This window comes from Corynebacterium aurimucosum (genome assembly GCF_030408555.1).
In the GTDB taxonomy this organism is placed as follows: Bacteria; Actinomycetota; Actinomycetes; order Mycobacteriales; family Mycobacteriaceae; genus Corynebacterium; species Corynebacterium aurimucosum.
Genome location: NZ_CP047048.1, coordinates 1362980 through 1385855, shown reverse-complemented (window position 1 = coordinate 1385855; position 22876 = coordinate 1362980). Strand labels below are relative to the sequence as shown.

23 protein-coding genes and 1 tRNA gene are annotated in these 22876 nt (G+C 58.5%); 15 read left to right on the top strand and 9 right to left on the bottom strand.

Annotated features, from left to right (window positions below; all coding sequences use genetic code 11):
• Positions 1-71: 71 nt before the first annotated feature.
• Both CAURIM_RS06495 and CAURIM_RS06490 read right to left on the bottom strand, forming a co-directional pair.
• Positions 72-467, bottom strand: coding sequence for a hypothetical protein (locus CAURIM_RS06495; RefSeq protein ID WP_201828228.1), 396 nt, complete (start codon positions 465-467; stop codon positions 72-74).
• A gap of 23 nt (positions 468-490) precedes the next feature.
• Complete coding sequence (locus tag CAURIM_RS06490) at positions 491-1054, bottom strand: YbhB/YbcL family Raf kinase inhibitor-like protein (RefSeq protein WP_201828229.1); 564 nt, start codon at positions 1052-1054, stop codon at positions 491-493.
• Between the two features lie 219 nt (positions 1055-1273).
• Between CAURIM_RS06490 and CAURIM_RS06485 the strand changes: the two genes are divergently transcribed.
• Positions 1274-1359, top strand: a tRNA-Leu gene (locus CAURIM_RS06485).
• Positions 1360-1439: 80 nt separating this feature from the next.
• A complete protein-coding gene (locus CAURIM_RS06480) occupies positions 1440-1709 on the top strand; it encodes a hypothetical protein (protein WP_070643533.1) in 270 nt (89 codons plus the stop codon).
• Here the strand turns inward: CAURIM_RS06480 and CAURIM_RS06475 are convergent.
• On the bottom strand, positions 1706-2122 hold the full coding sequence (locus CAURIM_RS06475) for a DedA family protein (RefSeq protein WP_201828231.1): 417 nt from the start codon (positions 2120-2122) through the stop codon (positions 1706-1708). The genes CAURIM_RS06480 and CAURIM_RS06475 overlap by 4 nt on opposite strands.
• 175 nt (positions 2123-2297) lie before the next feature.
• On the opposite strand from CAURIM_RS06475, the gene CAURIM_RS06470 reads away from it, so the two are divergent.
• Both CAURIM_RS06470 and CAURIM_RS06465 read left to right on the top strand, forming a co-directional pair.
• Complete coding sequence (locus tag CAURIM_RS06470) at positions 2298-3038, top strand: TVP38/TMEM64 family protein (protein WP_070643528.1); 741 nt, start codon at positions 2298-2300, stop codon at positions 3036-3038.
• Positions 3039-3075: 37 nt separating this feature from the next.
• Entirely contained in the window at positions 3076-3648 is a 573-nt protein-coding gene (locus CAURIM_RS06465; protein WP_070444784.1) for a MarR family transcriptional regulator, read from the top strand.
• On the opposite strand, the gene CAURIM_RS06460 is transcribed toward CAURIM_RS06465, so the two are convergent.
• Positions 3645-4493, bottom strand: a complete 849-nt coding sequence (locus CAURIM_RS06460) for a DUF3097 domain-containing protein (RefSeq protein ID WP_399531692.1) — start codon at positions 4491-4493, stop codon at positions 3645-3647. The two genes, CAURIM_RS06465 and CAURIM_RS06460, sit on opposite strands and share 4 nt — an antisense overlap.
• Before the next feature lie 33 nt (positions 4494-4526).
• Here CAURIM_RS06460 and CAURIM_RS06455 point away from each other — a divergent pair, with 33 nt between their 5' ends.
• Positions 4527-5294: an Rv1486c family protein gene (locus CAURIM_RS06455; RefSeq protein WP_201828233.1), complete on the top strand. Its 768-nt coding sequence runs from the start codon at positions 4527-4529 to the stop codon at positions 5292-5294.
• On the opposite strand, the gene CAURIM_RS06450 is transcribed toward CAURIM_RS06455, so the two are convergent.
• The gene (locus tag CAURIM_RS06450) at positions 5291-6409 is read right to left on the bottom strand and encodes a ferrochelatase (protein WP_201828235.1); all 1119 of its coding nucleotides are present in this window, start codon (positions 6407-6409) and stop codon (positions 5291-5293) included. The two genes, CAURIM_RS06455 and CAURIM_RS06450, sit on opposite strands and share 4 nt — an antisense overlap.
• Before the next feature lie 26 nt (positions 6410-6435).
• Complete coding sequence (locus CAURIM_RS06445; RefSeq protein WP_201828237.1) at positions 6436-8271, bottom strand: DIP1281 family NlpC/P60 protein; 1836 nt, start codon at positions 8269-8271, stop codon at positions 6436-6438.
• Between the two features lie 1565 nt (positions 8272-9836).
• Here CAURIM_RS06445 and CAURIM_RS06440 point away from each other — a divergent pair.
• Positions 9837-11300, top strand: coding sequence for an integrase core domain-containing protein (locus tag CAURIM_RS06440; protein WP_201827648.1), 1464 nt, complete (start codon positions 9837-9839; stop codon positions 11298-11300).
• 93 nt (positions 11301-11393) lie between these two features.
• On the opposite strand, the gene CAURIM_RS06435 is transcribed toward CAURIM_RS06440, so the two are convergent.
• Positions 11394-11870, bottom strand: coding sequence for an Rv1476 family membrane protein (locus CAURIM_RS06435; protein WP_070444793.1), 477 nt, complete (start codon positions 11868-11870; stop codon positions 11394-11396).
• A 372-nt stretch (positions 11871-12242) separates the two neighbouring features.
• Here CAURIM_RS06435 and can point away from each other — a divergent pair, with 372 nt between their 5' ends.
• The 5 genes from can (at position 12243) to CAURIM_RS06410 (ending at position 18328) form a co-directional block, all read left to right on the top strand.
• Complete coding sequence (can, locus tag CAURIM_RS06430) at positions 12243-15059, top strand: aconitate hydratase (protein WP_216381950.1); 2817 nt, start codon at positions 12243-12245, stop codon at positions 15057-15059.
• Between the two features lie 170 nt (positions 15060-15229).
• Positions 15230-15802, top strand: a complete 573-nt coding sequence (locus CAURIM_RS06425) for a TetR/AcrR family transcriptional regulator (RefSeq protein WP_070444799.1) — start codon at positions 15230-15232, stop codon at positions 15800-15802.
• A 48-nt stretch (positions 15803-15850) separates the two neighbouring features.
• Positions 15851-16642, top strand: coding sequence for a hypothetical protein (locus CAURIM_RS06420; RefSeq protein WP_236659273.1), 792 nt, complete (start codon positions 15851-15853; stop codon positions 16640-16642).
• A gap of 106 nt (positions 16643-16748) precedes the next feature.
• Positions 16749-17531, top strand: a complete 783-nt coding sequence (locus CAURIM_RS06415; RefSeq protein ID WP_070643522.1) for a hypothetical protein — start codon at positions 16749-16751, stop codon at positions 17529-17531.
• A gap of 50 nt (positions 17532-17581) precedes the next feature.
• Entirely contained in the window at positions 17582-18328 is a 747-nt protein-coding gene (locus CAURIM_RS06410) for a hypothetical protein (protein ID WP_201828243.1), read from the top strand.
• Here CAURIM_RS06410 and CAURIM_RS06405 read toward each other — a convergent pair.
• Positions 18325-19014, bottom strand: a complete 690-nt coding sequence (locus CAURIM_RS06405) for an SDR family oxidoreductase (protein ID WP_070730271.1) — start codon at positions 19012-19014, stop codon at positions 18325-18327. The genes CAURIM_RS06410 and CAURIM_RS06405 overlap by 4 nt on opposite strands.
• Positions 19015-19093: 79 nt before the next feature.
• Between CAURIM_RS06405 and CAURIM_RS06400 the strand changes: the two genes are divergently transcribed.
• The 4 genes from CAURIM_RS06400 (at position 19094) to CAURIM_RS06385 (ending at position 22082) form a co-directional block, all read left to right on the top strand.
• Positions 19094-19363 (top strand): ACT domain-containing protein, encoded by a 270-nt coding sequence (locus tag CAURIM_RS06400; RefSeq protein WP_010186707.1) that lies wholly within the window; start codon positions 19094-19096, stop codon positions 19361-19363.
• 15 nt (positions 19364-19378) lie between these two features.
• Complete coding sequence (locus tag CAURIM_RS06395) at positions 19379-20743, top strand: PFL family protein (protein ID WP_070730273.1); 1365 nt, start codon at positions 19379-19381, stop codon at positions 20741-20743.
• A 72-nt stretch (positions 20744-20815) separates the two neighbouring features.
• Positions 20816-21505, top strand: a complete 690-nt coding sequence (locus CAURIM_RS06390; protein ID WP_070730275.1) for a MerR family transcriptional regulator — start codon at positions 20816-20818, stop codon at positions 21503-21505.
• Positions 21498-22082: a hypothetical protein gene (locus CAURIM_RS06385; RefSeq protein WP_070718646.1), complete on the top strand. Its 585-nt coding sequence runs from the start codon at positions 21498-21500 to the stop codon at positions 22080-22082. Before CAURIM_RS06390 ends, CAURIM_RS06385 begins: the two co-directional genes overlap by 8 nt.
• On the opposite strand, the gene CAURIM_RS06380 is transcribed toward CAURIM_RS06385, so the two are convergent.
• Positions 22079-22816, bottom strand: coding sequence for a hypothetical protein (locus CAURIM_RS06380; RefSeq protein ID WP_201828245.1), 738 nt, complete (start codon positions 22814-22816; stop codon positions 22079-22081). The two genes, CAURIM_RS06385 and CAURIM_RS06380, sit on opposite strands and share 4 nt — an antisense overlap.
• Positions 22817-22876 lie beyond the last annotated feature (60 nt).

Sequence of the window (22876 nt, the reverse complement as noted above, 5' to 3'; positions counted from 1 at the left end):
TCTTCGAGGGGGCTTAGCCCTGTCGATGAAGAGAAGCACGGATGGGGGCTTCCGCGCTTCATGCGTTTCACTTAACGCAGTGTGCGGCGGATAATGACCGCGCACAGGCCTGCAGCCACGGCGTAGAGGAAAACCACGTACTGCCCCATCGTGGTGAGGACCGTACTGGGCAGTGCGCGGCTAGCGATGATGAGCACCAGCGCTAGGACTAGCGCAATGATTTGCTCGCGGCTGCCGCGCTGATCGCGGCGTTGGGTGCTGAATGCACCGATGAGCAGCGCCGCACCAACGATGGCGAGGTGGCGCCATGTCCATTCATAGGTGGCGCCCCAGCCGTCGGTAAAAATCGATACGAGCCCAAATAGTGCTAACACGGCGGCCAGCAACATGAAAGCGCCGCCCACGCGCAGGGCGGCGGGGATATCTACTCCGTCAGTCGTGGGGTTAGTATCCGAATTCCTAGTCATTGTGCCGAGTCTAATGGGCCGTATTAGTGGGCCTCGTACCAGCCCCACGTAATCGCACGGCCGAGGGTGTGGAAGAAAAGGTTAAACCCAAGGACCGTCGGCGTTGCCTCCGGGTCGATGTCGAGGCGCTCAACGTCGACGGCGTGGACCGCAAAGAGGTAGCGGTGCGGGGCATGACCAGCTGGCGGCTGGGGCCCGTAATAAACGCGCTGGCCGGAGTCTCCGCGCAAGCTGATGACACCTTCATGTCCAAGGTCTTCCGCGGAGCCTGCTCCCGTAGGAAGCTCACGTACGTCAGCCGGAATATTGAACGCAGCCCAGTGCCAGAAACCGGAACCCGTCGGAGCGTCCGGGTCAAAGCAGGAGACAGCGAAGGACTTGGTTCCCTCGGGCACGTCCGACCACGAGAGTTGCGGTGAGATGTTCTCAGGAGCGCGGAAGCGCTCTGCGATTTCCGCCCCCTCTTCAATATCAGCGGACGTTACGGTGAATGCGGGGACATCCCCCAGTGGTGCATAAGGGTCCGGGCCGGGAAAGCGGGAATCGGTGGCGTAGCTCTCAACGGAATCTGAAGTGTTCTTAGTCATAGATTCATTTGTACCGGAAAGCTAAAACCCATGCCGACGAATGGTCTTCTGCCCTAGACAGCGGCAGTAAGCGCTCGGTTGGGGCGAGCGAGTTTCATCGTTGTGTTTTCAGCACACTGCACGAGCCTAAAACACAGCGTGAGCTGCTGATTTGTGAAGTTATGCCCATTCGGGATACAGTATGCGAGTGCCCAGCCGAGAGGCTGAACAAACACCCTAGCCCGGGTGGCGGAATGGCAGACGCGCTAGCTTGAGGTGCTAGTGTCCTATTAACGGACGTGGGGGTTCAAGTCCCCCCTCGGGCACAGATAGAAGCCCCGTGTTTCGCATTGCCAGAAAGGCAGGCGATTCACGGGGGCTTTTCGCATCGGTACAGTGGGTGCGTATGCACGCTACTTTTACCTATCTAGATCCCTTCACCGCCCAGCGCCATGTGGTCGAGGCCCCCGAGGACTCTCAGTATGTTGTGGTTAAACGACGCGGTGACGCCGTTGTTGATGGCACGGTGATGAGCTTCCACTCCACCCATGCGCAAGCCCGCGACGCGGTCATGGCCGGCCTCACGGAGGAATTGCGGCACGCTGGGGACAACGAACCCGTTTATGTCACCCACGCTCGCTTGCGGGGTGAGTACGCTCGCTACGTGGACTGCTAAGCTGCCCGGCTATTAATAGGTTCCGCTTCTTCCACTACAGTTGCCTTCTTCTTCGACGTGACGTAGCTGTGCACAGCCTTGATTAGGATGGGCGCTACAGACAGCGCGATGATAAGCAGCATGATCTTCTCAATCGAATCGGCAATGCCTGGAATATTTCCCAAGAAGACGCCGACCAAATTCATGGAGAGCACCCATGCCACTGCCCCGCTAACGTTCCATCCGATGAACTTTTTATAGGGCATTTCGGCCGTACCAGCGGCCACCAGGAGTGAATCCCCCGGAAGGAACGGAAAGAGTACTCCTGACTCAATGAACACCACGAGGCCAATACCGCCTATGACCCATGGCCCAAAAGCCTCAAGCAAGGTAGCCGCGTCCATATAAGACGTGAGGTTATGAAGAAAGTTCATGCGGATGCGTGCCTCAGATAAGTATCCACCGCGGAGTGCTGAAACCGTGCATCGAACCGAGGCTTGCCAGCAAGTTGGGGCGCTACTCCCAGTTCCTCCCCAGACACCGCGACTCGCGGGACGCGCTTGGATCCAATGAGGATTTCGGCCTCACTCGGATTAAGCTTGTAGCCCTATGAAAACTGGTTGGGTGCACAGCGTCGGTGACTTTTGTACGTCTTTGGCGCGCTCGGCTTGGCGGAGCTGCAGCCGCTGGACGTGGAAGCGTTGGGCGGCGGTAATCCTCACCGGCATGGCGCTGGTGATTCTTGCCGTGCTTGTCGACGTCCCCTCTCTCGCCGCGCTCCGTTCTTGGTCGCAGCACCTCGGGCCATGGTTCCTCGTCGCCTTTGCCGGCTCCTATATCTTCTTCACGCAGTTCCCCATCCCCCGAACAGTATGGACTTTAGCCGCGGGGCTCCTCTTCGGCCCGTGGCTCGGGCTGGTCATCTCCCTCGTTGCACTGACCATCTCCGCCACTGTTTCCCTGCTGATAATCCGCAGGTTGCTTGGTGAATGGATTCGCCCGCACCTCACTCACCCGGCGGTCTATGCAATCAATGCGCGCCTGGACCGCCGCGGTTGGCTCGCCGTGGCCTCATTGCGGATGGTCGCGGGAGTTCCGTTTTCCTTATTAAACTATGTCGCGGCCCTCACCCCAATTTCGGTCCTGCAGTTTTCCATCGCCACTCTCATCGGTTCGATTCCCACGACCGCTATCGGTGTCTTTTTCGGGGACGCGCTTACCGGTAAGACAAGCCCCTACACCATCGTTGGCTTTGTCCTCGCTGCTGCACTCGGTATCGCCGGACTCATTTTAGACACGCGCTTGCCGCTCGAGCCCGGTATGCAGCGACCGGTCAAGCGCAAGGGGTAGACTAAACGTTGTTTCTCGCTGGAAGGAGTCTCTCAACGTGCTAGCAGTCCATGCCCGCTACCGCGGTCGCTCGGTGCGCCGCGCCGATTTGGTCCAACGCTCCGCAGCTGCGCTTTCCACGCTGGAGGGCGTCGGTGAATTCGAGGTCCTTGGCGTCGAGGATATTTGCGCCGTTGCCTACTCCTCTTCCGCGGTGTGCGATGTCGTCATGGCACTTCTTGCGGACGGTGACTGGGCCATCGGTATCGGTGTTGTCCCGGGCGAGGGCGCGGGAGATGCCGAGACGCGCGCCGTCGCTACCGCTGCTGTGAAGGGATCAGCACGCGCGGGGCATGTCTACGCCAAGGTTGATCGGCGCGGGCGGGCGCAGGAAGCGCAGGATATTGCAGCGGCCTTCGCTCTCCTCGGCTTCGTACTCACTAAGCGCACGATGGAGGGCCGCGAGGCTACATCCTTGGTGCGCGGAGGACTAAACCAGAATGAGGCCGCCGAGGAATTGGGTATCTCCAAACAGGCTATGTCCCAGCGCCTCCAGGCGGCAGGCTGGGCAGCGGAAACCGCCGGATGTCAGCTCGCGGTGAATCTCATCGACCGAGCGAACTCGAACTAAAGAAGATCTTCTTTGCGCAGCTCGGGCGTCGTGACGAAGTCTACGAGACGTTCTACAGCGCCGATGAGCGTGGAATCGAGATCCCGGAAGGAATTGACGGCATTATAAACACGGCTCCAGCCTTCCTTGGGATCGGACCAGCCCGTTCGCCGGCAGATACCAGTCTTCCAGTCCTCCCCATAGGGAACTTCGGGCCAGGCGCGCAGCCCTAGGCGCTCGGGTTTAACGGCTGCCCAGATATCAATGAAGGGATGTCCGGTCACGAGCACATGCTCGCCCACTGTTTGCGTCAACCGCGTTTCCTTTGAGCCTTCTACGAGGTGATCCGCGAGAACTCCCACGCGGCGCCCAGGTCCTGGCTGGAATTCAGCGAGGCGTTCCTCGAGGTTGTCTAGACCCTCGAGGTATTCGACTACCACGCCCTCTACTCGCAGGTCGTGCCCCCAGACCTTCTCCACGATCGCCGCATCATGGATGCCTTCGACCCAAATGCGCGATGGCGCGGCTACTTTCGCCTCAACGTTCTCAACGCGGCGCGATCCAGAGTTCGACTTTCTGGGCGCTTGCTTCTCGACGTATCTCGTCAGCGTCACCGGCTGCCCCTCTACAAGGAAGCCGCCCTTGACAAGTTTGAATACTCGCTCGGTACCGTGACGATCTTCGAGGCGCACGACTGGCCCCCACGCGGTCTTGTCCACGCCCATCACCGCCCCCACGAAATCGTCTCCGCGAACCTCGACGACCAGCCCCGGTTCTGCGGGCACCTCGGGGTATTCGGTTTTCTTGTTGCGTGTATGTCCGGCGAAAATGTCGCCGCCGTAAGGATCCCGGGAATTCAAGTTCATAGCGGTCTACCCTATCGTCTACACTGTCCAGCCATGGATATGCGCGCCGAAGTCTGGTCCCCCGTACAAAACGTCGCAGTCTGGCTTGGCGCGTGGCTGTGGGGACACGAATCCGCCGATGATTTCCTTGATGCCCTCGGCGAGCTAGGCGGGGAACAGCAGGGAGCGAACGGAGAACCCTTCCTTGATGTTATGTCACGTCTCCGACGCGAAACCATCTCCATTATCGAGCGCGGTGAACGCGAGCCCCTCCTGCGACTCATCCTTTCTGGCCCTGGCGAGGCGCCAGCACTACCGGCCGGTTCGGATTCGGCGCGTGCAGCGGCTAATAATCCGGCCGGCGCTATCGTGGTGCGGACCAACGATAGAGACCGTCATTTAGTATTGGTGCCCTCTTATGCCGACGGCGCCACCCAGTGGATGGTAATTGAGGAAACTGCTGCGCTCCCCTCGCCTGCGTGGCTAAGCCCGGGCGAGGCTGGTGCGCTATTGAGCGCCCCAACGAATGAATCCGCAGCACTCATCGAAGCTCTGGGCTACCGCAGCGATGCTCTCCCCAATCCGCGGCTGACGGTGGGAACTCTTAGTGACTTCTATGACACTCCGGGTTTACCCGCTGCGGTACCGGGGCGCGCAGCAAAACTTTTTGCGCGGGCTGATCGCGTCGCGGCCATCATCGAGACAGTGACCGACCGCATCCAGGACCACAGCCTCGATCCACAGCTGCTGCGCCTATGGCGCCACATCCGTCAAGCACGAATGGCTGGCGTGGCCTACGCGCTCACGGATTTCGCGCGTTAATGCGGCTTGTGCAGCGACCAGATATCGCAGCACCCTTCAGCGCAGGGGGCACCATCGACGGTGCAACCTTGGACAGTGACGTCTCCGAGAGAAACGGGCTCGGTTCCCTGCTCCAGCTCATCGATGAGGTCCACGATGAGCGAGGCGAAACGAGTGGTTGGACCAGCGGTGTGGGTGCGATAGACGCTAACCCCCTTCTCCTCGGCGGCTTGCTTTAGTTCTGAATCGAGGTCCCAGATGACCTCCATATGATCGGAGATGAATCCGATGGGACACACGACGACGCCATCGACACCGTCCTCCTGGTGGATGAGCGTCGTGTGATCGACGATGTCCGGCTCTAGCCATGGAGTAGCCGGGTTGCCTGACCGCGATTGCCATACAAGGTCATAGTCCTCCACCCCTGCTGCCTCGGCGACGAGACGGGAAGCTTCCGCCACCTGGCGGGAGTAAATGTGCTTATCTCCTTCAGCACCCCCCACTGCATCGTGCGCCGTTGGAACTGAGTGGGCAGTAAACAGCATGCGGGTGCTAGCCAGCTTGTCTTCCGGGACCTGTGCGTAGGCATCTCGGACCGCGGCAGCCATCTCTTCGATGAACTTCGGGTGATCGAAGAACTGACGAAGCTTGGTGAAGGTCATGGCGGGCAAGTTCTTGTCTTCGACGTACTTGCGCAAAGCGACGATGTCTTCGTTGTATTGTCGGCAAGCACTGTAGCCACCCCACGCCGAGGTAGCAAAGACAGCCACGTTGCGCACTCCGTCGGCAGCCATTTTCTCGACAGCTTCTGTTCCGAAGGGATGCCAGTTACGGTTACCAAAGTAAACCGGTAGATTATGTCCGCGAGCCTCGAGCTCCGCGGCCACGTTGTCAATAATCTCTCGGTTCAATTCGTTCAAGGGGCTTTTACCACCGAAGTGAAAGTAGTGTTCCCCAACTTCGATGAGGCGCTCGCGCGGAATGCCGCGGCCACGGGTAACGTTCTCCAAAAACGGGACGACCTCCTCGTTTGCTTCCGGGCCACCGAAAGAAAGAACGAGGAGGGCGTCGAATGAAGAGAGCACCGATTCGGTGCTGTGGGCGTTGCCCTGGGCAGTACGCAGTGTGTCAGTCATGCAGCCCAGTCTAGCAACGGGCTGTTCTAGATCAGGCGCACGGCATAGGGTGCCATGCCGCCTTGGCGCACAGGGGTAATGCTGACGTTTTGACCAGACTGCGGGGCTTCAACCATCGTGCCATCGCCAAGGTAGATAGCCACGTGTTGGCTACCGCTTGGGCCGTAGAAGATTAGGTCACCACGCTCCATCTCACTCGGTGCGATCTTGGTCCCCTTCTGGTACTGGTAGCCGGTGTAGTGCGGCAGGGAGATGCCTACTCCGGCAAAGGCATAGAGAACCAGGCCCGAGCAGTCGAAGCCGACCTTGTTGTAGTCACCGTGGGAATCCGCCACGCCGCCGTCACGAATGCCCTGGGTGGGACCGTTTGCATCGCCACCGCCCCACGCATACGGAACACCTACCTGGGACGTCGCGCGCGAAATGACAGTCTCGATCTTTGCCTCACGGGAGGCATCACCCAGAGATTCGGAAGCCTTATCCGTGACGCTATCGGTCGTGTCAAGGGGATCCAGCACACCGGAAACCTCGGACTCCACAGTGTCTTCATCCGAAGTCGCGGAAGCAGAATCGCTAGCGTCCGCGGTGCTTGCGCCTTCGCCCTGGAGGGCGAAAAGCTTCGAGGAGCCTTCGACCAAAGCGTCGATCTCGTCCTGGCTCAAGCTGTTGCTGTGGTTTGGCTGAGAAGCGGCGATCAAGGAAGCTACGGTTCCTACCGCGCCAATGCCCAATGCAACGGTCTCAGCATCGATCCCGCTCGGGTCGAGGGAACTGCCGCTGCCGCCTAAAGTCGTCCCCGCTTCAGCGGAGCTTGCAGTGCTTGTCGACGACAATTCCTGCACGTTCGGATCATTGGCCACAGTGCTTGCGGCACTCGAGAGCGCAGCCATGTCTTCAGCAGAAACGGAGGGCGCAGAGCGTTGTGATTGCAAAGTAGGGTTCTTCGCCTCAGAGGCTGATGGGCCGGCGGCCGCGACGGAATCGGTCTCTGAGGTCGACTCTGTGGAGTCATCGGCTGGAGCCGTAGTAGTGTCCTGAGTATCGTCCTCTTCCACTAGTGACAAGGCCTTATCGTTGACGCGATTTCCGGTCTCTGGGCTTGACGAATCGACCTCGTCAACCCCCTTGGCTTGATTAAGTGCCTTGTGGAGAGATGAGAGTTGAGAGAGAAGATTCTCGCGTTCGGCCGCAGATTCTTCAATTGAAGCTTCGGAAGCGGAGAGCTGTTCGCGTGCAGCGGACTCGGCATCGGCCGCCTTGTCTGCGCGTTCCTCAGCCAACTGCTGGGTCTTGCGTAGCTGCGACTCCTTGTTGGCCTTCTCCGTGCGCTCCTTTTCCAGATCGCTCACAATGGCCTGTTGCTTTTCTGATTGCGAGCGGAGGTAGGACTGGCGCTCCAACATATCCGAGCGGGCATCCTTGCCGGCCGCGTGGGAAACGGCGTCAGAGGTATTTGCTCGGCGGTAGGCAGAGCGTGAGACCTCGTCCAGCTTGGCTTGAGCATCGGCGACGTCTGCCTGGGCATCATCAAGCTCCTGGCGAGCCGTCGTGGTTCCCTGGCGAGCCTGGGCTGCCTTAGTGCGAGCGTCATTGAGATCAACGAGCGCCCGGTTGACGGTTTCACGTTGGATGCCGATTTCGGCCTCCGCTTGCGCGATGCGTTCCTCAATCTGAGCGATGGCGCCGGCGAGGTCAGCGATGGAAGGACTATCAGAGGACAGCAGTGACTCAATATTGAGCCGCTCAGGCTCCTCCGCCACTGCAGGAGCGAGCGAAGAAGCGGTAGACAAGGCTGCGGTGGTCGCAATGGCAGCGAAAGCTGCCTTGAAACGCCGGAAGCCAAATGACGATGTGGTGGCCACGAGAGTTATCTCCTAGGCACCTACCTCATTGGAACTGTCATGCGTGTCGTGCAGACATGCGTGCCGGACATCGAGCGGTACAGGCAACGAGTCAGCCAGGCAAACGGTAGTTAAGGCACGCAAAGTGCGCATAGCTAGCTCGGTCTTCCCGCAGGATGTTACGACGACGGCTACGTCCAAAGGAATAGTGGAACCGAAAAGGCTGGCACCCGGTGCTGGCCGGGGTATGCCCACGCGGGTTGCCCTAGATGATTACGAGCAACTTCACGACAATATAGGTCGAATAAGTTGGGCTGCACCATCACTGACACGGGGCAACACGATACTGCGCGGCGTCTCGTGTGTGCACCAACATCAAGCCGGACCGCTTTATAAAAGCAAATCAGACTGCGCACTCGCGGGCTCGTTTGCTCCGCATAGAGCGCGCTTAAATATGACTGCGCGATCCGGCGATGAGGGGGCACACACCCTAATCTGGCGATAAGTCCTATGTCGGTTCCTCCTCGCTCGGCGCCGCGCTCATGGAAGGGTCGCGTCTCGCACCAATAGTGGCGCACGCGCAAGCCCTCGTGGCTGGCACCCAACCGGAAACCGATGGAACCCAGGCCGACGCAGCCCTCAAAAAGGCATGCGTATGAAGTGTATGAAGCCTCTTCCACTCGGGAGGTAGGTGTTTCGATATCTAAAAAAATTTGAACACTGGTACCGACTGCGCCGAGCAAACTGTACTGCTATGCGCATCAACATAGTGGTGCGACGGTCATCCACCAGGCGGTGAACCTCAACAGTTCCCTTCGCTCGTGGCGTGCTTCCCCACATACCCGTGCGACAAATCAGTTGAGAGTCAAGGCTTGGTCCATGAACGTATGGAGCAATAGTCAACCCGTGAGTCGATACGTGAACCATACGTCACCGACACGCCTTCTCGCACACTTTCCCCATCTTTCACATAAGCCACGCATGACCACACGGCGTTACAGGCGCACCTAACCTGCAATGACATTGTTACCAAGGTGTGACTGTGATGTTGCTCACTCTACCCTCGGCCTTCACCCGTCCTGCCTGTCGAGCACCGCCCCCTTTGTCGCGTCCCAAGCCTTGCCTTGCGCCTTTCTCTCTTCGGGGGCGAGTTCCTAGCGGCACACCATTCGGAGGGTGCTTGAGGAGGCGGCACTTGCGTGCGAGACCCCATTAGCCTTTCGCCCTTCGAAGTCTGCCTCGCGGCGTCAGCTTCGACCTCGGGATCGCCCGCCCGCCGGCCGGAGATTTCACCCTCCAGCGGGACGAGGAAATGCCCACCCTGCGCCTGTCTCAAGTCTGGTGGCATACCTAGCTTTGGAAGGCTCGAAAGCCTAGCAACAACCACTCCCCCGGCGAAAAATCAAGTCTTAGTGGTTGATTTTCGCCACTTCCCTACTCCCCCGCACTGAAGGCCGGCGCGTGTTGGTCGGCGTCTTCTCGCCTAGTGATGTGATGTCTAGTGGCTTTTTGGACACGGAGTCCAGGATGTTTTTGGACGGGATGTCTAGTGGCTTTTTGGACGTTTGCGGCGGTGGAATAGCCGGATGGCTATTCCATTGCATAAGCGTAGAAAGGTCGCAGATTTCGATCCCGTTCGTGACGGCAAGACGGTCACACAGTTTTGCAAAGAATTAGGAATCTCGCGGCAGACGTACCACAACATCAAAAGCCGGATAGCGCAGAAGGGTCGCGCAGGTATTGTGCCTGATTCGACTGCCCCGAAGAATCCGATTAAGAAATTTGACGAGGCCGATAAAATCGCAGTCGTCCACGCCAGGCAGGAGTTGATGGAGCAAGGCTTGGATTATGGGCCTTGGTCGATCTACTACTTCTTGTTTGACACTTCGGGCCCAGATTCCACGCCGTCGCGTTCTACAATCGCCTCGTGGCTTCATGAGCTGGGATTTGTTGATGCCAATGCCCGCAAACGGCCACGCAGTTCCTATAAGCGCTTCGCCCGTGATCTCGTCGGTGAACTCTGGCAAATCGATGGACTGGTCTACCGCCTCTTTGACCATGCCCACACACATGTCACGATTTACCAGATTATCGATGATGCCAGCAGATTCGATGTCGGAACCACAGCGTTCGCTCTGCCAGAAAACGGTACTGATGCGCGCGCCGTACTGGCCGCAGCGTTCGCCGCCTACGGCAAACCTCAAGAAATCCTTTCCGACAATGGCGATGCGTTCGCCACCTATCACCGTGGTTTTCTCTCTGCTACTGAAACTTGGCTCGCTAGCCAAGGTGTACTTGCTATTGCTGGTTTCGCCCCGACAACCCAGGGAAAAGACGAACGCTCTCACCGCACGTTGACCCAGTTCCTCGATGCACGCCACCCAGTCAGCCTTGCTGAGGTCAACACATATCTGGCTGAATATCGCCAGGTCTACAACGAACGACGACGGCACCAATCACTGCTCGTCGGCAAAATGCACATCACACCACGCCAGGCCTTCGATACCTTCCCCAAGGCACCATCACCTACACATCCACTCGATCCTGAGCAGGTCTGGGCCCGCGTAGTCGCCTATAACCAAGCGCACAATCCACAAGCTGTATCCGAAATGCTAAACGGCCCCGCGGAAGCGGCAACTTCACACGAGGCCTGCATCGATGACATGGCAGCTTTGCAAGGCATACCTCCCACCGATACCCCCACACTAACGGCGCCGACGACAAATTCAACAAACCATTGGGATATCCCAGACCAGCTCTGCGTAAGCAAAGACGGCGTTGTACGCGTGTGCGGTTTCGGGCTCTACATTGGTCTGAGGTTTAAAAACCGCAGACTCTACTCCACGGTCACAGCCGAAAACGTTGCGGAGTTCTACACGGCCCATGACGGTGAATTCCTCTTCAGCGTGCCACTGCCGATCACGTTGAGCCACAGACCACCAGGTGGTCAGATCAACATCAACCTCGTTGAAGGAATGAAACACCGCCAACCACCGCGGATGAACCCGAAACTATCCAAACCCCGGCCGAAACGCAGGCCGCAACCATAAACCGCTAGAAGTGTCCAAGACCTCCATGGACTCCGTGTCCAAAAAGACACCGGACTCCATGTCCAAAAACCCTATGGACATAACACTTCTCGCCTAGTGATCGGCTGGTTCAACCTCCGTGGCGGCTGCCCGGAAACTCGCCCATCCAGCGACCGCCGCAACGGTGAACGCGACCGCAAAAATCAACAACCACGGCACGGAGAACTGATCTGCAACGGCATAAAAATCATTAAGCAGGGTTACCTGATCGAGTCCGGTGGGAAGCGAATCTTCGGCCGCCTCTAGGGCTGCCCGGTCATAAGAATTACTGACCGCGGACACCCGCATGGGTGCCTGGAGAATTACTGTGTCAAGTCCCGTTTGCTCTTGAAGGGTTGTGGCCAGATCGCGGAGATCTGGAATTTTCTCCGGAAAAACATCAACGACAGCAATGCCGTGGTTGGGTTGGAGGGATTCTGCGATGTGGGTCTGGAGGTCGTCGTCAAGCGCTAGTTCTGGATTGGAGAATGCCACGCCATCGGCCGAGAGCTGATCGGCGATGTCATCTACGTCTACTCCCGCAGGAATCATTCGCCTCTCCTTAATCTCTAGCCTCAATGAACATTGGGACCTTGATCGCTGTGCTTGGCGTCACGGCTCGTCACGCTCATTTCTTTGGCGGGGGGCGTTTCCCCCCTGCTGCTCCCGACTGAGCCTAAACCGTGCAGTGCGGTTGACGTGGGCGACTCGCCGCTACCCCCGAAATGTAGGAAACAGAACGCTCGTACTGTTATGCTGGTGTCAACCGAGGGTTCTTACATCTACAATAGATACGGAACATTAGCGTTCTGAGACTGTCGAAATTCCTGGCTCCAGTTGGCTGCTAGGGCATGACGGCAAATTCGATGAACCTTCGACCAGTGTTCGATAACCCACAAGCAAAAGCAAGGAATGGAGCTCCTTATGACTGAAAGCCTGAACTCCTTCGGCGCCAAGAAGACTCTTGAGGTCAACGGTAAGTCTTATGACTACTTCGACATCAACGCAGTCGAGGGCCTGGAGAAGCTTCCTTACTCCCTCAAGGTGCTGGCTGAGAACCAGCTGCGCTACGAGGACGGGAAGAACGTAACCAAGGATCACATTAACGCTTTGGCGAACTGGGATCCCTCCGCTGAGCCGGATACCGAGATCCAGTTCACCCCGGCCCGTGTTCTTATGCAGGACTTCACCGGTGTCCCCTGTGTGGTGGACCTGGCAACCATGCGTGAAGCTATCACCGCCCTCGGCGGCAAGCCGGACCAGGTGAACCCGCTCAACCCGGCTGAGATGGTTATTGACCACTCCGTCATCGTCGAGGCCTTCGGCTCCACCGAAGCTCTAGAGAAGAACGTTGAGATCGAGTACGAGCGCAACCAGGAGCGTTACCAGTTCCTGCGCTGGGGTGCTGAGAACTTCTCCAACTTCCGCGTTGTTCCTCCGGGAACCGGTATCGTCCACCAGGTCAACATTGAGTACCTCTCCCGCGTTGTCTTCGACAACGACGGTGTTGCTTACCCGGATACCTGTATCGGCACTGACTCCCACACCACCATGGAGAACGGCCTGGGCATTCTGGGCTGGGGCGTCGGCGGCATCGAGGCCGAGGCTGCAATGCTGGGCCAGCCGGTGTCCATGCTGATCCCCCGCGTCGTGGGCTTCAAGCTCACCGGCGAGATTCCGACCGGTGTGACCGCAACCGATGTGGTTCTGACCATCACCGAGATGCTGCGTCAGCACGGCGTCGTTCAGAAGTTTGTTGAGTTCTACGGCAATGGCGTGAAGTCGGTGCCGCTGGCCAACCGCGCCACCATCGGCAACATGTCCCCCGAGTTCGGTTCTACCGCCGCGATCTTCCCGATCGACGAGGAGACCATCAAGTACCTCGAACTCACCGGCCGCCCGCAGGAGCAGATCGACCGCGTCGAGGCATACGCCAAGGCGCAGGGTATGTGGCTGGAGCAGGACGCTCCGGAGGCAGAGTACTCCGAGTACCTCGAGCTGGACCTGTCCACCGTTAAGCCCTCTATCGCCGGCCCGAAGCGCCCGCAGGACCGCATCCTCCTCTCCGAGGCCAAGGAACAGTTCCGTAAGGATCTGCCGACCTACGCTTCCGGCGAGGTTGTTGCAGACGAGTCCACCATCGAGGCGAAGCGCATGACCGCTGAGGGCGCCGACGAGAACTCCCTCGTCGACGTGACCGGTGGCCTGAACAAGTCTCGCGCTGGTGAGGGCGAATCCGCAGCCAAGGGTGGCTCCGGCCGCCAGTCCAACCCGGTGACTGTCACCTCCCCGAACGGCGGCGAGTACACCTTGGACCACGGCATGGTAGCCATCGCTTCCATCACCTCCTGCACCAACACCTCCAACCCGTCCGTCATGGTCGGCGCAGGCCTCATCGCCCGCAAGGCGGCCGAGAAGGGCCTGAAGTCCAAGCCGTGGGTTAAGACCATTTGTGCTCCGGGTTCCCAGGTTGTGGATGGCTACTTCCAGCGCGCAGACCTCTGGAAGGATCTGGAGGCCTTGGGCTTCTACCTCTCCGGTTTCGGCTGCACCACCTGTATCGGTAACTCCGGCCCGCTGCCGGAGGAAATTTCCAACGCCATCAACGAGCATGACCTGGCTGCTACCGCGGTGCTGTCCGGTAACCGTAACTTCGAGGGCCGCATCTCCCCGGACGTCAAGATGAACTACTTGGCTTCCCCCATCATGGTCATCGCCTACGCTATTGCCGGCACCATGGACTTCGATTTCGAGACCCAGCCGCTGGGCCAGGATCAGGATGGCAACGATATCTTCCTCAAGGACATCTGGCCTTCCCCGCAGGAGATTGAGGACACCATCCAGCAGGCCATCTCCCGCGAGCTCTACGAGGCGGACTACGCCGACGTGTTCAAGGGCGATGACGCATGGCGCAGCCTGGACGTTCCGGAGGGTGAGACCTTCAAGTGGAACGAGGACTCCACCTACATCCGCAAGGCACCGTACTTCGACGGCATGCCAACTGAGCCGGAACCGGTTCAGGACATCAAGGGCGCTCGTGTTCTGGCTAAGCTCGGTGACTCCGTAACCACCGACCACATCTCCCCTGCTTCCTCCATTAAGCCGGGCACCCCGGCCGCTCAGTACCTGGATGCCAACGGTGTGGAGCGCCAGGACTACAACTCCCTGGGTTCCCGTCGTGGTAACCACGAGGTCATGATGCGCGGTACCTTCGCCAACATCCGCCTCCAGAACCAGCTGGTCGACGTCGCCGGTGGCTACACCCGCGACTTCACCCAGGAGGGCGCACCGCAGGCCTTCATCTTCGATGCTTGCGAGAACTACAAGGCAGCCAACATCCCGCTGGTTGTCCTTGCCGGCAAGGAGTACGGCACCGGTTCCTCCCGTGACTGGGCTGCTAAGGGCACCAACCTGCTTGGTGTGAAGGCCGTCATCACCGAGTCCTTCGAGCGCATCCACCGCTCGAACCTCATCGGTATGGGCGTCATCCCGCTGCAGTTCCCGGAGGGCGAGTCCCACGAGTCTCTGGGCCTGGACGGCACCGAGACCTTCGATATCGAGGGCATTGAGGCTCTTAACGAGGGCGGCATTCCGAAGACGGTCCACGTGACCGCTACCAAGGAATCCGGCGAGACCGTTGAGTTCGATGCCAAGGTTCGCATCGACACGCCTGGTGAGGCCGACTACTACCGCCACGGCGGCATCCTGCAGTTCGTTCTGCGCCAGATGGTCAAGGCCTAAACCAGCCTTGTCCCGCATGCGGGGACGCCGACTACGGATAGCCCCGCATAACTAGGCAAAAGGCCAGCTAGCAACAACGAGTGCTGGCTGGCCTTTTCTATTTCCTAACCTTTACGTATTTTCATCACCTGATTATCCCCCGCCGTGCTATAAGGAGCGAGATTCCAGCCATGCCGATTATGAGCGACTCCGAACTTCATCGCCGCCGCAACGACATCCTGGTTGGGGCACGAAAATGCTTTGCGGAGCACGGCTATGACGGTGCTACAGTCCGCCGCCTTGAAGAAGCCACGGGCAAATCGCGTGGGGCTATCTTTCACCACTTCGGCGATAAAGAGTCTCTCTTTTTGGCCCTGGCCCGGGAAGACGCGGCCCGCGAGGCCGAGGTTGTGGCAAATAACGGTCTGGTTGAGGTTATGAGCGAGATGCTGCGCCACCCTGAGCGCCACGACTGGTTGGCCACTCGCCTGGCCGTTACCTCGATGCTGCGCACCGATCCGTCTTTCGCCGCTCGGTGGCACGAAGAGCAAGAAGTTCTGGATAAGGCGGTACGCGCTCGCTTGGAATCCAACGCCGAAAAAGGTCGCCTGCGCGATGACGTCTCCATCGATACCCTCGTGACGTACCTAGAGACTTTCATGGACGGCTTCATCAACCGCCTCGCGCTGGGAGACACCAAGAACCTAGACCAGGTGTTGAGTTTGGTAGAACAATCGATTCGCGGCTCCCGCGCCGAGCACTAAGCGATTAACGCTCAGTGGCGGAGTGTGATTGACGCTACACTATGGCGTATGCACCATACTCCCCTACAGCTTCCGCGGACGCAGTGTGGAATTAGTCTAAACGCCACACCCCGGCTTGCTCCGAAAGAACAGCGCGCCCACGATGCTCAGCCGAGCGCGCGAATAGATAATTCAGGGCTCCGCGAGGTCATCGAGGAGGCTGGTCCGCTGCCTGGGCGCCTGAAGTCTGGCGACGTGGCTACCTGGATTTTTATCACTATCGTGGTGCTCTTCGTATGCGGCATGGCGTTCACTTTTATTTACGATTTCCTCGGCTCAGCGCGACATGTCATTTCACAGTTTCGGCGCATCTCTTTCATTCCCGTCTTCCCTTTACTGATCATCCTGATCATCGTGGGGATTGGCTTGCGACGCGTGGCCATGAAAGTCAGTCGTTCTCGGCGTCTGCGCACTGCATGGCGCAACGGCTGGGTAGAATACCGTCCTGCTCTCATCGGTAAGTTGGTGTACCTACGCAGCAAAACCGTAGGCCCCGACGACCGTGAACGAACCTATTTTTATTACTCGGCGCCCCTTCTGCTCCTCCAGCCAGACGGCACACTAGCTAGAGCCATGTCCGGTGAGTTCCGCGCTGGCAATCCGAACTGGCTGAGATCGCGGGGCACTGCTATTGCCGAAGGATCCCGCTTAGCAACCGTGGACTCCACGAATAACAATGGATGGACCGTCGCTGCTTACCGTACCGACGGGACGAGTTCAGAAGCAGAACTTTCGTGTGGCCTCACCGGGCGCCAGGTAGAAGCCATTCTCTCCTTCGCCGAACAGCGCTGGGTGCGCTAAGGCCGCTCTTTCATTGGGGTCGGCCCGCCGCTCCACACGGGTCCTGCTCCCCGTTGGGTGTTGAAGCGACGAGAAAGGCGGCTCCAAGCCCTTTACACTGTGATCCATGACGCAATCTTCTATTCAATTGCCTCGGTCACCGCTGAAATTTGATGCAGCCAGCGCCGGCTCCCTCGCGCCTAAGGAGCTAAAGGAGCACGATCAGCAGCCCAACCCCAACGTAGATCGCAGCGGCATACGCGAAGCTATCGATAGCGTCGGGTCACCGATCGGCCAAACGAATCTCGGCATGACCATCGCTGGATTCATTGTCATCTCCATGGGAGTTATGTCCCTGTTCTTCTCAGTGACGCATGCGCTTTTCCTCTTCGTCCTTTTTCCCGGCGCAGATGGAACCATCGGCGGGATACCGATAGCCAGCATTATCATCGCGCTCACCGCACTGGTATTCATCCTTATCGGAGTTATGGTCATGCGAGGGCGCTGGGGATCCACGACGCGGCTGTGCACTGCGTGGGCGAATGGATGGATTGAGTACCGCCCCGCATTGATCGGTGAGCTGGTTTATAAGCGTCGCGTCGATTACAACGACACCACCGATTACTACTACACCGCCCCGATACTGATTTTGCAGCCGGACGGCTCATTGACAAAGAGCCGGACAGCGGAGTTCATTGCTCCGAATCCGAACTGGCTGAAGCTGCGTGGCCGGTTGCTCGCCGACGGTCCCCTCGTCGCCACCGTCGACTTCAACCACAATAACGGCTGGAGTGTGGTGGGATACCGCGCCGACTCGGATAATCCGCGACTAGAACTCCAGCATGGTCTGCGCAAGAAGAACATCGAGGCGGCGCTGTCTTTTGCCGAGCAAAACTGGATAAAAGGTTAATGCTCAAGGATTTACAGTCTAGACTGGCCGCCTTCTAGGAGCCGATAAGAATGCCTCAACACTACATAGCCCCTTTTGACTTTCCCGACCATGAATACAATGAAAGGCTGATTCTTCAAAGTCATCGGTCAGTTTCTTCTCCCAACCCCTCGCCAGCAACTAGCGCCATCACGTGTGCAATCGCAACAGCAGGTCCACTTCTTGGCGGGAAAACGCTTGAAACTAAAGAACTTCGCACGCGCATTGTGGTGGCAGTAATACTCTGCGCCATGGCGGTTCCAATCCTTATTTTTGAAGATCTGTCCTTCAGCTCCGGATGGCAGGGATTGGCCGCGGCATTCTTCGCTGTCTTGTTCGTGGTTACAGCAGCTAGAAATCTTTGGTCAATACGCAGCTCGACATGGGGTGCGCGCCGGATACGTACCGCCGCAGAAAATGGATGGATAGAGTATTATCCCGCATTGCTCAGCGAGATCTGGCAGACCGGCCAATACGTCCCAGAATATGAACCCACCCAGTACTATTACAAAGCGAAAGTGCGCCTTTTCCTTCCCGATGGCACTATTCACGACATCATCAGCGATGAGTTTGCGTCTCTCACTTCTCCACGTGCCTTCCGCGAACAGGGCATCGGCGTGGTGCGTTTTCAAAGCAAGGCCATCTTTGAGCGCACCACGGGGTGGTACATTGCCGCTCACTTATCCACAAAGCCACTACGCGTTGCAAGCCTGCGTCATGGACTCAGCCGCGAGCAAGTAATAGCCGGGCTTAACGCCGCCGCATCCTCTGCTTCCTAGATGTCCTTAACGCTGCCTTCACCATCGATGAATTCCAGAGGCGAGGCCGGGAAGCTATCGCGGCGAGCCACCTCAGCGACAACCTCGGCCACAAGCTCCCGGGAAGTCGTCATATCGCTCGTGCGCTCAGCATCGCTATCGAGCACGGTGATGCCATGAGAAGGCTCTTCCGTGAGTGCCGCGGGACCCAGAATAAGGTAATTGAGATCGGTCGAATTCAGCTTATTATCTACTGCCTTCTTGGACTCCACGTAGGCATACCACTTCTCGTCCGCGGGATCGGTGGTATTGGTCGTGGCACCCATGTAGGAAATCATGATGTAGGCCGGAGTGTTCTTACCGTCAGCAGCTAGCTTCTCCAGACCCGCAATCGATGCGAGCGCGGCATCGCGGTCCACCGCCCAGGTTACGTCAGCGCCAGCGCGGCCACCGTTTCCGGCACCCCACACGACGACGTCATAGTCAGCCAAAAGCTCTACCCAGTCTTCAACAGAAAGCTCGGTGAGATCGCGCACCACTGCAGTGGCGCCGAGGGCTTCAACATCAGCGACCTGGTCGGGGTTACGGATAAGGGAATGGACGGTAAGATTGGCGTCGACAAGCTTGGGCGCCGCTAAAAGCCCAACCTTGCCATGGCCGCCGATGTACAGAACCTTCTTGCGTGCAGTTGTTGTCGTATCAGTCATGAGCGCCACCGTACGCGCTGTCTGATATCTCTGCAGGACCCCAGGACAGCTGGAAAAACCTACAGGCTACAATCTAGTCATGATCGCCATCATGACTGTTACCGGTGTCGATAACACCGGCATTATCTCCGCCGTGTCCACCGCCCTCGCAGAGCTTAACGTCAATATCGTAGATGTCTCCCAGACCCTCATGTCTGAGTACTTCACCATGATCTTGCGCGTCGAATTCGATGAGAACGAGGTCAGCATCCAGCAGCTCCAGGAGCGGATGAACACCGTCGGTGAGTCCATCAAACAATCCATTCGCGTGCAGTCGGAAGCGCTGTTCACCGCAATGAACGAGATTTAGGGGCGATAACCAGTCATGCTTAACCGCTTCAATACCGCCAGCATTCTCGACACCATCGAGATGATCGAGAAATACCGTCTCGATATCCGCACCGTCACCATGGGCATTTCGCTGCTCGGCTGCACGCGCTCCACCATGGAAGCCACCGCTGAGGCTGTCTACGACCTCGTGACCACCCGCGCCGCACAGCTGGTTGAGGTGTGCGAGGGAATCGAGGCCGAGCTCGGCATCCCGATCGTCAACAAGCGCATCTCCGTCACCCCAATCGCGCTCATCGTGGCCGGCGTCGAAGGAAACCCCGTAGACGTCGCCCGCGCGCTCGACCGTGCAGCAGCCGCCACAGGCGTCGACTTCGTTGGCGGCTACTCCGCGCTCGTTGAAAAGGGCGCTACCACTGCTGAAAAGGCCCTGATCCGCTCCATCCCGGAGGCCCTCGCAGAAACGAACCTCGTCTGCTCCTCGGTCAACATCGCCTCCTCCCGCGCCGGCATCAACATGAATGCCGCGGCCCAGATGGGACGCATCATCAAGGAAGCAGCCGAGCTGACCAAGGACCGCAGCGCTATCGGTTGCGCCAAGCTCGTGATCTTCTCCAACTCCGTGGGCGATAACCCCTTCATGGCCGGCGCTTTCCACGGTATTGAGGAGCCGGACTGCGTGGTTTCTGTTGGCGTATCCGGACCCGGTGTCGTCGATCGCGCGCTCGGCTCCCTTGAGGGAGCCACCCTCAATGAGGTCGCCGAGGAAGTCAAGAAGGCAGCCTTCAAGGTAACACGCGCCGGCCAGCTCGTGGGTTCCATGGCTTCTCAGCGCCTCGGTGTCCCCTTTGGCATCATTGACCTCTCGCTTGCTCCCACCGCGGAACTGGGTGACTCCGTCGCACACATCCTGGAGCACATGGGGCTGGATCAGGTGGGCACGCACGGGACCACGGCAGCGCTCGCGTTGCTTAACGACGCCGTCAAGAAGGGCGGCATGATGGCCTGCTCCCGCGTGGGTGGTCTGTCCGGTTCCTTCATCCCGGTCTCTGAAGACAAGGGCATGATCGATGCGGTGCGCTCTGGCACTATCTCCATCGACAAGCTGGAGGCCATGACCTCGATCTGCTCTGTGGGCTTGGACATGATCGCCATTCCGGGCGATACCTCTGCGGAGACCATCGCCGGCATGATCGCGGACGAAGCCGCCATTGGCGTGATGAACCATAAGACAACCGCCGTGCGCGTCATCCCTGCTCCAGGCACCAAGGCTGGCGACGAGGTCAACTTTGGTGGCCTCCTGGGCTACGCCCCGGTCATCCCGGTTAATGACGTGGGCAACTCCACCTTCATCAACCGCGGTGGCTTCATCCCGGCGCCGGTACACGGTTTCCGCAACTAAGGCAAACGCCACACGGAGCAATGCGCACCGAGCACTCGACCCTCACACAATGTGAGGGTTTAGCTTTATCCTATGAAGATATCGGACGTCGCCGCGGTCGCTGGTTGCTCAGTGCGCTCCGTGCGCCATTTGCACGAAACGGGCGCGGTTCCTGAACCCGCACGCACCAGCGGAAACTATCGCGACTATTCTGTGTCTGACCTGGCTTCGGTGCTGCGAGCGCGTGTGCTTATCGACGCCGGCGTTCCCGTCGCTGATGTCTCATCTCCTGATGCGGTCGAGCGCTCGTTTAACATGCTGGATGAGCGCATTGCTCGGCTGCAACAGCAGCGAGAACGTTTGCGTGCCCTTTCTCAAGCCCCCAAAGGGACACCAGAGGATATCCGTGACTCCCTCAGCCAGGTCATCGAGGATCCGGCAATGCTTCAACTCGAACTGGATTCCTGGGATCTCATTGCACTTACCGGAGTCGCTACATCAGCCACCTGGAAACAGCTACGACAGAACCTCGCCGACGACCATTGCCTTGCAGCTCTCCGCGAGGCTGAAATGTTGTGGCGAGAGCTTGGCTCGCTGTCTCCGCATGATTGTGAGGTCGCGCGTATCATCGAGAAGATGCGCTACCTGGGGGAACACGGGTTGATGCGAGGAATCTATCCCACCTTGCGACCTGGTAACGCTCCGCTGACCGTGGCTGATGCTCCGACTACTGGTGCGCAAGGTGTAGCGCTCAAAGCTTTGGTAGGTGGCTCAGGTGGCTAGTATCTGGCGATTTGTGGAGAAACATCCTGGATTTCGCCTAGCCAAATATGAATTGGGCCTCTACCACGATCTGTGGCGCTGGATGCGGGGCCAGACGTTGGTCCCCGCCGGAGCGGTGGCACTTCCCCACCCTCCGGGCAGGCTACAGATGCTCGGCTTCGTCACTGCGGTGCTGGTGGTTGAAATGGTGGCCGTTCACTTTCTACTCCCTGTGGGCGTTCTACGAATTCTGGCGTTAGTGTTGTCGCTGTGGGCCATTATTTTTGTGTGGGGCTTGATCGCTGCCGAACGTATTCGACCTAGCTATGTCACCGACGAACTCACGGTTTTGCGGCGCGGAAAAACTGTCTTCGTTAAGGTACCGATGGTTCTTGTCCGTAGCAGGCGGGCAGACCGAACATTCGAATCAGCGGTTGTTATAAACAAAGGTGAACTAACTGTAGGTGGCCCAGCTGGTACCGATACCATCCTTGACCTCAGTGAACCCGTCCAGGCATCACCGGACCGCTACCCATGGCAGTGCGCTCACCCAAAGGAGGTAACGAAGGTGCGCTTTTATGGTGCTATTTCTTGCTAATTACTGGCGTTGCGAAGTTCTTCTTCAATCTCCGCAATCATCGGCAACACGAGATCCGCACGTTCAGCGTCAATTCCCCACTTCTCCGGTTCACTGCGGACCATGTCAGCTGTGGCCGTAAGAAAGTGGGCGAAATTTTCGACTACGGCACGGTTATTGTTGCGAATGCCTTCGGTGAGCACGGTAGTGCTCAGCCGTTCGGTCCAAATTTCGAGGATATGCGGCGAGGTACTCTTGGCAATCGTGGTGCAGGCCGCACGCGCTAAGCGGATGCTCTCATCGTCATGCCACACTCCTCCGGGCGCGCGAAGGCGGCACGAGATGATCGCCGCACCTTCGACAGCCGGGATCATTCCTATGCGAACACAGGTTTCTACGTAGTCAGCGCCGTAGCCGACGGCCATGATAGGACCAATGTCTTTGACGATGCCGCGTGTGTCCTCCTCTGTGACATACCACGCGCGGAAGGTGAGGTAGTCCTCGTAGTGGAAGTGGCCTGCTTCCGCGAGCACATTCAGCAACTGAGCGGACAAAGCCTTGGTCCACACCTTGCCTGTACGCAGGTAACCGGTGAGGCGCTCCCGAATCTGGCCGAGATGGCTGTTCCACTGGCCTGACTCAATGCCTTCTTTCAATTCGGTATAGGCCCAGTCCACTCGTACTTCAGGGCGCTTGCTCACCAATCCGGTGAGCAAAGGTTCGATGACGGAATCTAGGGTCGCGGCGGTGCTCATGGTCTCTTCCTCTCCAGCGGCGGCGCGAAGGGGTCTTACCACTTCTAGACCCTGTGCGTG